General features: G+C 60.5%; 13 protein-coding genes and 1 pseudogene. 10 read left to right on the top strand and 4 right to left on the bottom strand.

Going from position 1 to position 12,258, the window contains the following annotated elements; translation table 11 throughout:
- Positions 1-356, top strand: a pseudogene (locus P3T23_RS46215) (hypothetical protein); the annotation flags it as partial.
- Between the two features lie 319 nt (positions 357-675).
- Entirely contained in the window at positions 676-1,236 is a 561-nt protein-coding gene (locus tag P3T23_RS46210) for a hypothetical protein (protein WP_429322705.1), read from the top strand.
- Positions 1,237-1,354: 118 nt separating this feature from the next.
- Here the strand turns inward: P3T23_RS46210 and gltS are convergent, their stop codons facing one another.
- From gltS to P3T23_RS46195, 3 genes are all read right to left on the bottom strand, one after another.
- A complete protein-coding gene (gene gltS / locus P3T23_RS46205) occupies positions 1,355-2,557 on the bottom strand; it encodes a sodium/glutamate symporter (protein WP_429322704.1) in 1,203 nt (400 codons plus the stop codon).
- A 23-nt stretch (positions 2,558-2,580) separates the two neighbouring features.
- On the bottom strand, positions 2,581-3,798 hold the full coding sequence (nhaA, locus tag P3T23_RS46200; protein ID WP_429322703.1) for a Na+/H+ antiporter NhaA: 1,218 nt from the start codon (positions 3,796-3,798) through the stop codon (positions 2,581-2,583).
- A 142-nt stretch (positions 3,799-3,940) separates the two neighbouring features.
- On the bottom strand, positions 3,941-4,594 hold the full coding sequence (locus tag P3T23_RS46195; RefSeq protein ID WP_429322702.1) for a FadR/GntR family transcriptional regulator: 654 nt from the start codon (positions 4,592-4,594) through the stop codon (positions 3,941-3,943).
- 215 nt (positions 4,595-4,809) lie between these two features.
- On the opposite strand from P3T23_RS46195, the gene P3T23_RS46190 reads away from it, so the two are divergent.
- The 8 genes from P3T23_RS46190 (at position 4,810) to P3T23_RS46155 (ending at position 11,946) form a co-directional block, all read left to right on the top strand.
- A complete protein-coding gene (locus P3T23_RS46190) occupies positions 4,810-6,594 on the top strand; it encodes a gamma-glutamyltransferase family protein (protein ID WP_429322701.1) in 1,785 nt (594 codons plus the stop codon).
- A 49-nt stretch (positions 6,595-6,643) separates the two neighbouring features.
- Positions 6,644-8,056: an MFS transporter gene (locus P3T23_RS46185; RefSeq protein ID WP_429322700.1), complete on the top strand. Its 1,413-nt coding sequence runs from the start codon at positions 6,644-6,646 to the stop codon at positions 8,054-8,056.
- A gap of 38 nt (positions 8,057-8,094) precedes the next feature.
- Complete coding sequence (locus tag P3T23_RS46180; protein WP_429322699.1) at positions 8,095-8,649, top strand: GAF domain-containing protein; 555 nt, start codon at positions 8,095-8,097, stop codon at positions 8,647-8,649.
- Position 8,650: 1 nt separating this feature from the next.
- On the top strand, positions 8,651-9,904 hold the full coding sequence (locus P3T23_RS46175; protein ID WP_429322698.1) for an MFS transporter: 1,254 nt from the start codon (positions 8,651-8,653) through the stop codon (positions 9,902-9,904).
- Between the two features lie 179 nt (positions 9,905-10,083).
- Positions 10,084-10,455 (top strand): hypothetical protein, encoded by a 372-nt coding sequence (locus P3T23_RS46170; protein WP_429322697.1) that lies wholly within the window; start codon positions 10,084-10,086, stop codon positions 10,453-10,455.
- A gap of 51 nt (positions 10,456-10,506) precedes the next feature.
- Complete coding sequence (locus tag P3T23_RS46165; protein ID WP_429322696.1) at positions 10,507-10,869, top strand: hypothetical protein; 363 nt, start codon at positions 10,507-10,509, stop codon at positions 10,867-10,869.
- Positions 10,870-10,973: 104 nt separating this feature from the next.
- Entirely contained in the window at positions 10,974-11,636 is a 663-nt protein-coding gene (locus tag P3T23_RS46160) for a TetR/AcrR family transcriptional regulator (RefSeq protein WP_429322695.1), read from the top strand.
- Between the two features lie 151 nt (positions 11,637-11,787).
- A complete protein-coding gene (locus tag P3T23_RS46155) occupies positions 11,788-11,946 on the top strand; it encodes a hypothetical protein (protein ID WP_429322694.1) in 159 nt (52 codons plus the stop codon).
- A 13-nt stretch (positions 11,947-11,959) separates the two neighbouring features.
- On the opposite strand, the gene P3T23_RS46150 is transcribed toward P3T23_RS46155, so the two are convergent.
- On the bottom strand, positions 11,960-12,258 hold a 299-nt coding region (locus P3T23_RS46150), incomplete at its 5' end, for a hypothetical protein (protein ID WP_429322693.1).

The raw sequence follows: 12,258 nt of genomic DNA, 5'->3' as shown, positions 1-12,258 counted from the left end.
CGGCTGCGGCCTGCCTCGCCATGATGCAGCACGACAAAATCCGTGGCGCGTCAGACAGTTATGTTCCGGCTCCTTCCAGTTATCCCCAGAGATGTCCACCTCAACTGTGGATAAGTCCGGCACGCTCAGCCGGATTCGCACTTCAGGGCCGGTTCGCGCCACGCAAAAGCCAGCGCAGCTGCGGCGCTACCGGTGCGTTGTCGCAGTTATTTGAATGCTACCCGACGCTGGGCGGCTGGCTACCGCTTCAGGTCTGGCAGCGCCGCATTACGCTCGAACAGATTTACGCCGATGGCCGTTTGCGCACACAGCTTCGCGGGCTGCAGCTGGTGCATGATGAATTCCTCAGGCGGTGACGCGCGGCGGGCCTGACGGCTACGGACTATCCCTTCAACGCGACCGGGATGAACCAGAACAGGTGAGCCGCCTGCGGCGCTGCGAGCTTGCGCGATCCATTCAGATGAACGGTCATGAGCGGACAACAAGAAGGACGTTTACTTCCTCGTCTTCCGGGTTTATTTTGATGCGCAGGCCTCAGAATCATCCGGGCAGCAGCTGAGGCCTCCGGCCCGGCCAGGCTTGGCGACGCAACCCGGTCATGGGCGCCTGACCGGTCATCAACACAATTACGGGGCTGCCATGACCTTTGCCAGCGGAACGTGGAATCGGAGATGTGTGCTGCTTCGCGCATTGCTGACTGCAGTATCAGTGCTGGGTGCGGGTCTTTGTTCCGCCACGATGGCAGCCGCTGAAGAAATCTGCATGCCTGCTGGAACGTATCCGATGACTGGGGGTGGCACGACCCTGTTCTCTCACAATCAGACCTGCTTTACCCATCCCGTAACTGTCCCCTATCCGTGGGAAAAAAAGCGCTTCCCCCCGAAGCAGAGCGCCCCCGATCCTTTCAATGGTGCCCGGGTGGTCCGGTACGACTACCATGACGCGCTGTATCACTGCGCGAAGCGGGACATGCGGCTACCGACGGTCGGGGAGCTGAAGGCGCTGCTCGCCTATGCGAACGCTGGCAGCAGTGCCGCTTCTGACAACCAGTACGCGATCGTCGCGCCCAAAAACGATTCACGTTATCCAGGTGGTCTCTATGGCTGGGGCGGCGGCACCGCATACTGGTCACACACCTTGGCCGGCAGGGGCCTTCACAAGGTGGTCAATCTTGGCGACGGTCGGGTGAGCATTGACCATGATGCGCACCGGTACTACGTGTCGTGCGTGCACTGAACGGCTTCACGACGCTGGCAGCCCCGTTGCCGTTGCCGGCTTCGTGGTCACGAACCGGTGCTTTGTCCTTCCTGTCGATTGCAATGGACCAGATTCCGACGGCTGACTGGCCTCCTCTTTACCGGTAAACGGGCAGCAGCAGGAACAGCTTGATGACGATCGCATTGGCGATGTCGATGAAAAACGCGCCCACCATCGGCACCACCAGAAAGGCCAGACGGGAGGGGCCGAAGCGCTCGGTAATGGCCTGCATGTTGGCGATCGCAGTGGGCGTGGCCCCGAGGCCGAAACCACAGTGCCCGGCGGCGATCACCGCGGCGTCATAGTTGCGCCCCATGACCCGGAACGTGATGAAGATGGCGTAGGCGGCCATGGCGATCGCCTGCACGATGAGGATCGCGAGAAGCGGCAGCGCAAGCGAGGCGAGGTCCCCCAGACGCAGGCTCATCAGCGCGATCGCAAGAAAGAGTCCGAGGCTGACATTGCCGAGTAACGACACGGCGAGCTCGAACACCTGATACCAGCTGGGCACGGCAAGCCCGTTGCGCAGCACGACGCCGACGAACAGGACGCACACGAAGGTGGGTAGCTCGAAGGCGGTGCCGTTCAGCCACGATGCGAGCGCCGAGCCGACCGCGAGACAAACGGCAATCAGCGCGACGGTTTCGATGACGGCTTCCGCCGTGATCGGGCGCACCGCCTTGGGCTGCTCGAACGCGGTCGTGCCTGCGACATCGGATGCCGGGCTGGGCGCAAGGGCATGGTGCGTGATCAGAAAACGCGCGACCGGGCCGCCGATTAATCCCCCGAGTATCAGGCCGAACGTGGCACAGGCAATCGCTATCTCCGTCGCCGAGGCGAGTCCATGACGCTCGGCGAACACCCTGGCCCACGCCGCACCGGTGCCATGGCCACCCGAGAGGGTCACCGATGCCCCGAGCAGGCCGAGCAGGCGATCCTGGCCCAATGCCCAGGCGAGACCAAGGCCGAGCGCATCCTGCATCACGAGCAGGCCGACCACGGCACCGAAAAAGACAACCAGCGTACGCCCGCCGGCTTTCAACCCGGCCAGATCGGCGTTAAGACCGATAGTGGCGAAGAACGTGAGCATCAGCGGCGCCTGCAGCGTGGTGTCGAAACGTACGTCGATCTGCAGCATGCGGCGTAACGCAAAAACCAGCAGCGCGACCAGTAGTCCGCCAGCAACCGGTTCGGGGATGCTGTAGGTTCGTAGCAGGGGGATCCGGGCCAGGATCAGCCGCCCGAGCAGCAGAACGAGAGCAGCGGCCATCAGCGTTTCCAGTGTGTCGAGGCTCAGCATGTCCTTCTCCCTGTTGCCATCGGTTATTCAGTTCCGTTCGATGTAGTTGTGCTGGAACCACTCGCCCCGAACCTGAGCAACAGGTAGCCGGTCACGCCCGATAACGTCGAGCCGACGATCACGCCCAACCGCAACGGCGTGAAATATTCGGCGCCTTCGAAAGCGAGGGAGCCGATGAACAGACTCATGGTGAAGCCGACGCCGCAGAGTGCGGCGACGCCAACCAGCTGCAGCCAGCTTGCGCCCGGAGGAAGCTTCGCCAGGCCGAGCCAGACCAGTATGGCGCTTGCTCCGAAGACGCCGGCGAGCTTGCCGACGAAAAGACCGGCCGCGATACCCAGGGTCAGCGGTGCCGCGAGCGCCGAAAGCGTGACGCCGGCGAACGAGACGCCGGCGTTGGCGAATGCAAAGATTGGCAGAATGGCGAAGGCTACCCAGGGGTGCAGGCTGTGTTCGAGTTGATGCAGGGGAGCGTGCCCCTGGGCGTCCTTCGTTTTCAACGGCACGGCGAAAGCGGTTGCAACCCCTGCGAGCGTTGCGTGAATGCCCGACTTCAGGACGAATACCCACAAGACCACGCCGACAATGACGTAGGGTGCGATGCGCGTGACTTTCATCATGTTCAATGCAATCAGCGCCGCGATTGCCACGACCGCAGCAAGCAGCATCTGGACAGAAAGCTCGGCCGTATAGAACAGCGCAATGATGATGATGGCGCCCAGATCGTCGGCAATCGCCACTGCGGTCAGGAATATTTTCAACGACACCGGCACACGCTTGCCGAGCAGCGACAGGATCCCGAGCGCAAACGCTATGTCAGTGGCCGTAGGGATCGCCCAGCCATTCAGGACCGCTCCACTTTCACGGCAGGTAAGGAAATAGATGAGGGCTGGCGCCGCCATTCCGCCGGCCCCAGCCACGACGGGTAACACGACCTGCGCGGGCGTCGACAGCTCGCCTTCGACAATTTCGCGTTTGACCTCCAGTCCGATCAGGAGGAAGAAGATGGCCATCAACCCGTCGTTGATCCACAGCAGGAGCGGCTTTGCGATGGTGAACGATCCAAAGCGGACCTCCACGGGGATCGTCAGCAGATCGTTGTACGCCTGACGAAGCGGGGAGTTGCTGCAGATCAATGCGAGTATTGCTGCGGCGGCGAGCAGCAAGCCGCCTGCCGATTCCAGTTTGAGGAAGTCAGAGATATGGTCAGTCGTCGTGCGAACCGCGCGGCCAATCACCATGCCTGCTCCGTTGTCTGCGTATCAACCCGCGAAGGTGGCCAGCCGGCGCCAAAGGTCTGTCGGGTCCGGCATCGTGATCCTTGTACACGCGATGATACTGCGCACGCGGAGTCATTGACACCCATTTTCAATACTCGATGCGTCATTTGCCATAAACTCGCATTTGCACATTCAGCAGATGCTCACGCATGCGTTGCGCGGCTGCTTCGCTGTCGCGCGAAAGCATTGCGCTGACGATCGCCTGATGCTGCTGCGCGAAGCGGCGCCGTGTGTCCTCATCGACCGTTTCCTTCCGTAATGCAGGTCGCACCCGTACGCCGTTGATGGCTTCCATCAGTGCGATGATCGCCGGGTTCCGCGTCGCCTGCGCGATCAGCAGATGAAAGCGATGGTCCCATTGCTGCCACTCCTCGTCGTCCTTTGCGGCGGCATTCTTGCGTGCGCACTTTTCGAGCTCAGCCAGATCTTCCGGGCTCGCCTTCATCGCGGCTAGCGATACGAGCGTTGGTTCCACCATCAGGCGCATTTCGGCAACGTCCGCCGGGCTCGTGCCCACGCTCAACCCGCGTAGCGTCGAAGTAAAGCGCAGCGGTCGTGTGCCCAGATAGGTACCGCGACCGACACCGCGCCAGATGCGGCCCGTCGCTTCCAGTGTCGAGAGAGCCGCGCGTAGTTCGCGCCGGGTGATGTCAAGGTCCTCAGCAAGTTTTCGTTCTGCCGGTAACGCATCACCTTCCCTCAACTGTTTGGTGGCGATGTAGGCGAGCAGGCTATCCAGTGTCGATGTGTTTTCCATGACTTTATAAACCAATGTTTATTGGTTCTATTGTAGCTGTACGTATCGAATATACGGTATTCCTCATTATTTCCTTGACGGACGGTTTCATAGCGACAAAAATAATTTGCGTCAGGTGAAGCTGTGACTTTATCTCATGAAACTAATTGGAAAGACGAAAAAACCAATTCGTATTGGTTCATATTTCGCCAGCAGAGCCATAGAGGAAATCCAGGATGACATTTACAACCCGCCCGGAACTTATCGGTACGTTCGGCATGGTGGCGTCGACACACTGGCTGGCCAGTGCGTCGGCGATGGCCGTTCTCGAAAAAGGAGGCAACGCATTCGACGCTGCCGCCGCTGCGGGGTTCGTGCTGCAGATTGTCGAGCCGCACCTGAACGGACCGGGCGGCGAACTGCCCGTCATCTTCTATAGCGCGCGCGAGGACCGCGTACGCGTGCTGTGTGGTCAGGGAGTCACGCCCGCCAGCATGACGATTGCGCGCATGCGCGGTCTCGGTCTGGACGTCGTGCCGGGCACAGGCCTGTTGCCGGCTGTCGTGCCTGGTGCATTCGGAGGATGGATGGCGATGCTGCGCGACTACGGCAAGTTGCCGCTGAAAGACATCCTGGGCTACGCGATCGGCTATGCGGAAAACGGTTATCCGGTCATTCCGCGCATGACATCGTCCATTCTGGCGATCAAGGATTTCTTCCTGAGCGAGTGGCCCACGTCCGCCGCGCAGTGGCTGCGCGACGGCGACGCGCCTGCACCGAACCGCCTGTTCGCGAACCCGGCGATTGCCGCGACCTACAGGCGGATTCTGGAAGAAGCCTCAGCTAGAAGCGATCGCGCGGAACAGTGTGAAGCCGCACGGCATGCGTTCTATCGCGGCTTCGTCGCCGAGGCGATCGACCGGTACTTCAGAACCACCGCCGTGCTCGACACATCGGGCAAGCGCAATTACGGCCTGCTGACTGGCGACGACATGGCGCGCTGGACGCCGACTTACGAGGAAGCCGTCTCGTACGAATACGAAGGCTTTCGCGTTCATAAGACCGGACCTTGGGGACAGGGCCCGGTATTTCTGCAACAGCTCGCGTTGCTCAAGGGCTTCGACCTCGCGAGCATGGATCCGTCGGGACCTGACTTTGTGCATACGGTCATCGAATGCTCGAAGCTCGCTTTCGCTGACCGCGAAGTGTTTTACGGCGATTCTGACTTCACGCCTGTTCCATTAAACGTTCTGTTAAGCGACGCCTATAACGGCGAGCGGCGTAGACTCGTCGACTCCATGCGCGCATCGTTTGATTTCCGGCCGGGCCAGCTGGGCGACAGTGAGCAGCGCGCCGCACGCATTGTCGCAAACGCTGGCCGGCAACAGCCTGGCGGCTTCGGGCAGGGCGAGCCGACGTTCGCACCCTTGCCCGAGCTGCGCGGGGATACGGTTCATCTTGACATCGTTGATCGCTGGGGCAACATGGTGTCGGCAACGCCATCGGGCGGGTGGCTCCAGGCTTCACCGGCGGTGCCTGGCCTCGGCTTTAACGTCACCACGCGCGCGCAGATGTTCTGGATGGAAGATGGTCTGCCGTCCTCGCTCGGGCCGGGGCGCCGCCCACGCACCACCCTGTCGCCGACGCTCGTGACGCGCGACGGCAAGCCGTATGCCGCATTCGGTTCGCCGGGCGGCGACCAGCAGGACCAGTGGTCAATCCAGATGTTTCTGAGGCATGTCCACGGCGGCATGAACCTCCAGGCTGCAATCGATTCGCCGTCGTTCCAGACCGCGCATTTTCCCGGCTCGTTCTATCCGCGAGCCATGCAGCTCGGAAAGATGACTGCCGAGTCGCGTTTTCCCGAAAGCACGCTCGCCGGGTTGCGCGCACGTGGTCACGATCTGACTGTCGCAGAACCATGGGCGCTCGGACGGGTGTGCGCAGTGGGTGTCAGAAACGGCCTGATGCGCAGCGCCGCGACGCCGCGCCAGATGCAGGCATACGCAGTCGGACGCTAAACGTCCGCCCATAACAATCCCCTACACGTAGCACCAGGAGAACTTCGTCATGTCAGCGATTGCCGCGCGCCTTGAGCGACTACCGGTATCCGGATTCCACAGAAAACTTCTGCTGATCGGCGGGCTCGGATATATGTTCGACGGACTCGATTCGTCGTCGCTCGCGTTTCTGCTTCCAGTTGTCGGCAAGCTGTGGCACCTGAGCAGCGTGCAGACTGGCCTCGTCGCGAGTAGTACCTATATCGGCTACTTCTTCGGCGCGTTTCTGTCGGGGGTGCTCGCCGATCTGATCGGCCGCCGCCGTATCATGATGACCGCGCTACTGATCTACTGTGTGGCGTCCTTCGCCAGCGGTATGGTCAACGACTGGCACACGTTCTTTGCGCTGCGTATCGTGGCGGGGTTCGGCTCCGGTGCGGAAACCGTCGTGATCGCGCCATTTCTCGCGGAGTTCGTGCCGCGCCGATATCGCGGCATGTTCTGCGGCGCGCTGGTCGGCTTCATGTCGTTCGGTTATCTGAGTTCGTCGATTCTGGGCTTTACGGTTGTGCGCAACTTCCCCGAGGGGTGGCGCTATGTGGCGGTGATCACGTCGTTGCCAGTGGTCATGCTGCTGTGGTGGAGAAGGACCTTGCCGGAGTCGCCGCGCTGGCTCGAAAGCCAGCGCCGGACGGGCGAAGCCGACAGCATCGTCAGCGCAATTGAAGCGTGGTTCGTCAGGAAGGGCATCAGTCTTCCGGCAGTGTCGCCCGTCAGGGAAGTGCCAATGCCCGCGCACAAGCGCGGCGGCGCGGTGGCCAACGTGCTCACACTCTGGTCACGCCCGCTCGCAGGCACGACGGCCGTGAGCTGGGCCATGTGGTTTTCGGTGGCGTTCGCGTACTACTCGTTCTTCGCCTGGATACCGAGCCTGCTCGTCAAGCAGGGGCTGACGATCACGCAAAGCTTCGGCTATTCGATCGCCATCTATGCGTCGCAGATTCCCGGCTATTTTTCGGCCGCGTGGCTTAACGAGCGTATCGGCAGAAAGGGCGTCGTGTCGTCGTACATGCTGCTCGGCGGTCTTTCGGCCATCGCGCTCGCGTTCTCTCATGCCGAGATGCAGATCATGGCCGCGGGCATGTGCCTGTCGTTCTTCATGAATGGCGCATTTGCAGGGGTCTATGCGTACACGCCAGAAATCTTTCCAACTTCCGTCCGTACGACCGGCACCGGTTCGTCCTCATCGTTTGGCCGTATTGGCTCGGTGAGTGCGCCGATCCTTGTCGGCGTCGTCTATCCGATGTTCGGGTTCACCGGCGTGTTCGGCATGACGACGGTGGTGCTGGCGGTCGGCGCCTGCCTTGTTCTGTTCTTCGGCATCGAAACACGCAACCGCTCGCTCGAGGACATCGAGGCCGAAGAACTCGGCAAGCCGCACGACGTACACGGCCTACAGCAGCCCACGGAAGTACGCGGCTGATGGCTGTAGCGAAGCACCCCAGATATCTACAGGAAACCATGCAGATAGACGATCTTCCGGCTGCCCTGGTCGCGCCGAGGGCGCTGGACATGCAGGACCTCACGCGCCTAGCCTGGGCGATCCGGTTGAAGGATCAACCGGATGAAATTTTCCGTGCGGTGCATGCGGTAGCGGCGAGCGCAATAGGTTTCAGCCTGTTCACGATCATGTCCTACGATGCGCAACACCAGGAGGTTGAGCGCGTCTATACCAACATGCCGGACGTCTATCCGATTGGTGGGCGGAAGAAAAAGCTTGGCACCGCGTGGGCCAGACAGGTACTGCAGGACCTCAAGCCATTTCGTGCAGAAACGCCGCAAGGCATCCGGGAAGCGTTTGACGATCACGCAGTGATTACCGGCATGGGGCTCGGATCGATACTGAACATCCCGATCGCATACGACGGAGTGTGTGTTGGCACGATGAACATGACTCACAGGGAGAACTGGTACACGAGCTGGCATGAAGAAATGGGCTTGCTGATCGGTTCCTTCCTTGCCCCCGCTCTCATCAAGCGGAATATGATGTTCCCCGGTGGCTTCGCTCATCCCTGACATGACCACTACCGTCCTAGAAAAACGTCAACACTTGACTCCAACCTCCGGACACCAAAGCCGCTGGCTGCTTGTCTTTATTCTCGGCTATCTCGCGCTACTGGCCGACGGCGCAGATGTCATGATGTACGGTTTGACGCTCACGCGAATCAAGGAAGAATTCGGGCTGAGCAATGTCGAAGCCGGGGCATTAGGCAGTTTGACTCTGTTTGGGATGGCCATTGGCGGAATCCTGGGCGGCTGGGCGAGCGATCGTCTGGGCCGGGTGCGGATCGTGGCCTGGGCGCTGGCGTTGTTTTCGCTCGGCGCGGGGCTGCTTGGGCTCACCCACAGTTTTCTGGAATTCGCGATCGTTCGCTTCATCAGTTCTTTGGGCATCGGCTGCATGGTGCTGGTGACCACGCTCGTTGCCGAATATGTGCCCACCGAACGGCGCTCCCTGATTCTTGGGGTCTTGCAAACCGGCATCTCGGCTGGCTACATCGTCGTCCTTGCACTGAGCAGCTGGATTTTGCCCCACTACGGCTGGCGTACGCTGTACTACGTGTCGGCGCTGCCTGTACTGTTGGCGCTGGCGATCAAATTCGCCGTGCCCGAACCGGCAAGCTGGCTGACGAGCCGCGCCGTCGCCCGCAAGAGCGAACGTCGATTTCTCGACAACCGCTACTATCTGATTTTCAGTGATCGACAGGCACGAACCCTGTTCATTCTGTGGACCCTGGCCTCGATTTTCGTTCTTTCCGGGTTTTATGGCTTGAACAACTGGCTGCCGACGTACCTCGAAAAAGAACTGCATATCAAATTCAGCCCGCTGACCGGATACATGATTGGCACTTACGTGGTCGCCTTCGTCGGAAAGATTTTCGCTGGCTGGCTGGGTGATCGCTGGAGCCGGCGTGGGGTGTATGTTGTCGGCTGCATGGGCGCCGCGCTCTTTCTGCCGGTGATCATTTTCTGGCAAACACGCGAAAACATTGCCCATCTCATGCTCTTGTTCGGATTTTTGTATGGCGTGCCATTGGGTACGATGGGCACCTTCATGGCTGAGAGCTTCGCCACATCTGTCCGCGGCACAGCTGTGGGAGGCTCCTACAACCTGGGTCGCTTCTGCTCGGGCGCAGCACCCATTGTCATCGGCTACCTGGCCACACAGTTCTCCATCGGCCTCGGCTTCCTTGTGGTAGGCGCAGTTTTCTTTTTAAGCGGCGTGACCGCTCTGCTCATTCCGGATCGGTTGTATGACACGCAGCGTTAGTCCACACCTTGACGGGTCGAGATGGAATTGGCGAGAGCGCCCGCGCTCCCCCTTGAAGTTAGCGGCTTTACTGTTGCGTGGCGAGTTGTGATCGATTTCGCAGGCAGGCGGCCATGCCGCCACATCGAGTACCTGTCACAGTGCCATTTTCCGCGCACATCCAACCTGAGGAGTATCGAGTGAACAGATCCATTCCGCAGTACGTTGACGAGTCGACCAGCACCGACAGCCTGCTCCACCTGCTCGACAAGTTCATGGATGGTGTGCAGGTGGCCCACCGGATGCACTACGAGCATATTGTGTCGCTGGTTGCCCTGGTTGAATCGCTTGACAGCGACTGTATAACCGCGACCGAGCGCGATGCACTATTTGCCCGTATGGAAGAAACGACGGTGCACCTGGAACTGAACGAGCGCGTCAACGTCGGCGCGTTTCGTGGCATCCGCAACCGCCTGTTGCGGCATCTGGTCGGGGCGCCCGGGCACGATACCGACTGCGGGGCGCTGTATCACGCCTGCCGTATCGCGCCGACAACCGATACACAGCACTGAAGCGTTGCGAAAACAATTTCGTTTTTTTGATGAAACCAGATAGGACGCCTTATGACTGACGAATCATGCCGTCCGGTTACCGTTGAAGAGCTGGGCGCACACACGATCCGGCTCACGAAGTACAACGCACTTCTGGAGGGTGTCAGGCGTGGCGCGCTCACCTCCGCTTACCGCCAGGTGGCGATGCTTGCACGCATCAGCGCGATGGCGCGTGCGACTGCCCGGTCCGGCGTGTCCGAGGCGGACCGGACTGCGATTGCTGCCGGCCTGCGCGAAGCATGCGAACAGGTCGAACGCGAAGCGCGCGCAAACCTGGCTTCGCTGAAGTTCACCACGCCTCCGGACGCCGAAGATGGTCCGGTGTGGGACGCCTTTTCCCCGTGGTCTACCGACGCTAACGGCTGCTCCGCCTGATTGGACTGTGCACACCGGTACCTCCCCTTGGATAGATGTTCTTTTCAATCCGACAGGAAATCCGCTAAGCCAGTGCCTTTCCCGATGCGATGGGGAGGGCCTGCTTGCCGACCACTACCCCATTTTGCAGGCAGGCGGCTTCCATGAGCACGAAGAGGCAGGATATCGTTGACACCGCGACGCGTTTGTTTGCGAGAGACGGCTATCACGCGGTGGGGATCGACCTTATCATTAGCGAGTCTGGCGTGGCGAAGATGACCATGTACCGGCACTTCGCCTCGAAGGATGAACTGGTCGCGCAAGTGCTGACACAACGGGCGCAGCAGTCGCTGACGCTGATGGCCGAGGCGGTCGCACGAAAGACTTCACCGATAGAGCGGCTGCATGAGGTCTTTATGTGGCATGAACGCCGGCTCATGGCCCGGGATTTTACGGAGGGGATGTTCGCTGGCGCGCTCCACGAATTCCATTCTCATTCGGTCGAGATCATGCGTGCGGCGGCTGCGCAGAAAGAGCACCTGCAGAACTTTCTTCAGGATATCGTGACAGGAATCGTGCCACGTCATCCGGCTGCCAGACTGGTCGCGAGGCAACTGGTCATGATCCTCGATGGCGCAATTCATTCCGCGATGGCGGGAGACGAAAGGCACGCCGCTGCCCAGGCATGGGACATCGCCCTCAGGCTCGTTTCGTCAGAGATGCGAGCCGGGACGGCGGAGTACGGAGTGTGGGCGCCTGATTTTACACATTCACAAGAGGTCTCTTAATAATCAAGACGATATGCGTTCCTGAATATGTAAATCATAACTGCTCCGATAGCCCCTACCTTATCGGAACCAGAACATAAGGAACCAGAACGCGACCCAGGACTCTCCGCGATTTTCCAGACGCCCGCTCCGTATTGCCCTGCTCGAAAACATGGCCAGCAACGCGCTCCACCTCGGTGGCCTGTACGCAGTGGTGTTCGCGAGGCTCGCCTCGCTCGCCCGCGAACTGGAGCTCTGCCACGAATCAAAGGCGGATCGCGAGACGCTCATCGGGGCGCTCAGGGAAGTCGCAGAGAGCGACGAGAGGTGAGCGCGCTGTCTGTCTAGAAGCGCTTCCGTGGGCTGTGCGACGACGTATTGCCAGGCTTAGGGATGCCGTCGCAGGAAGAAGAAACCATCGAGGCATGCGTGATCGCGCCGATCACGACGACGATCCAGTAGCCGTCGCAATCTTGCATCGACGCTATAGCCGTACGCGTGCCTGAAAAGATGCTCAGTGCCGATCTTGCTGATCCCGCAGCTGACGCATGGCCGGGAACTTCAATCTCTTTGGGTCGCATTCCCCGTCGCTTGCGACGTAGGTCGATCGAAGATCGACAGCCTGAGAAAGCGCAGTTCATAC

The sequence above is a fragment of the Paraburkholderia sp. GAS448 genome (genome assembly GCF_050435685.1).
In the GTDB taxonomy this organism is placed as follows: domain Bacteria; phylum Pseudomonadota; class Gammaproteobacteria; order Burkholderiales; family Burkholderiaceae; genus Paraburkholderia.
Note: the sequence above shows the minus strand (reverse complement) of the source record. Positions and strands in the feature narration are given on the sequence as shown.

Bases quoted from the DNA above. Each gene is read 5' to 3' on its own strand.
- P3T23_RS46175 (WP_429322698.1), top strand. From the start codon at position 8,651: ATGACCACTACCGTCCTAGAAAAACGTCAACACTTGACTCCAACCTCC.
- P3T23_RS46185 (WP_429322700.1), top strand. From the start codon at position 6,644: ATGTCAGCGATTGCCGCGCGCCTTGAGCGACTACCGGTATCCGGATTC.
- gltS (WP_429322704.1), bottom strand. From the start codon at position 2,557: ATGCTGAGCCTCGACACACTGGAAACGCTGATGGCCGCTGCTCTCGTT.
- P3T23_RS46195 (WP_429322702.1), bottom strand. From the start codon at position 4,594: ATGGAAAACACATCGACACTGGATAGCCTGCTCGCCTACATCGCCACC.
- nhaA (WP_429322703.1), bottom strand. From the start codon at position 3,798: ATGGTGATTGGCCGCGCGGTTCGCACGACGACTGACCATATCTCTGAC.
- P3T23_RS46165 (WP_429322696.1), top strand. From the start codon at position 10,507: ATGACTGACGAATCATGCCGTCCGGTTACCGTTGAAGAGCTGGGCGCA.
- P3T23_RS46190 (WP_429322701.1), top strand. From the start codon at position 4,810: ATGACATTTACAACCCGCCCGGAACTTATCGGTACGTTCGGCATGGTG.
- P3T23_RS46155 (WP_429322694.1), top strand. From the start codon at position 11,788: ATGGCCAGCAACGCGCTCCACCTCGGTGGCCTGTACGCAGTGGTGTTC.
- P3T23_RS46180 (WP_429322699.1), top strand. From the start codon at position 8,095: ATGCAGATAGACGATCTTCCGGCTGCCCTGGTCGCGCCGAGGGCGCTG.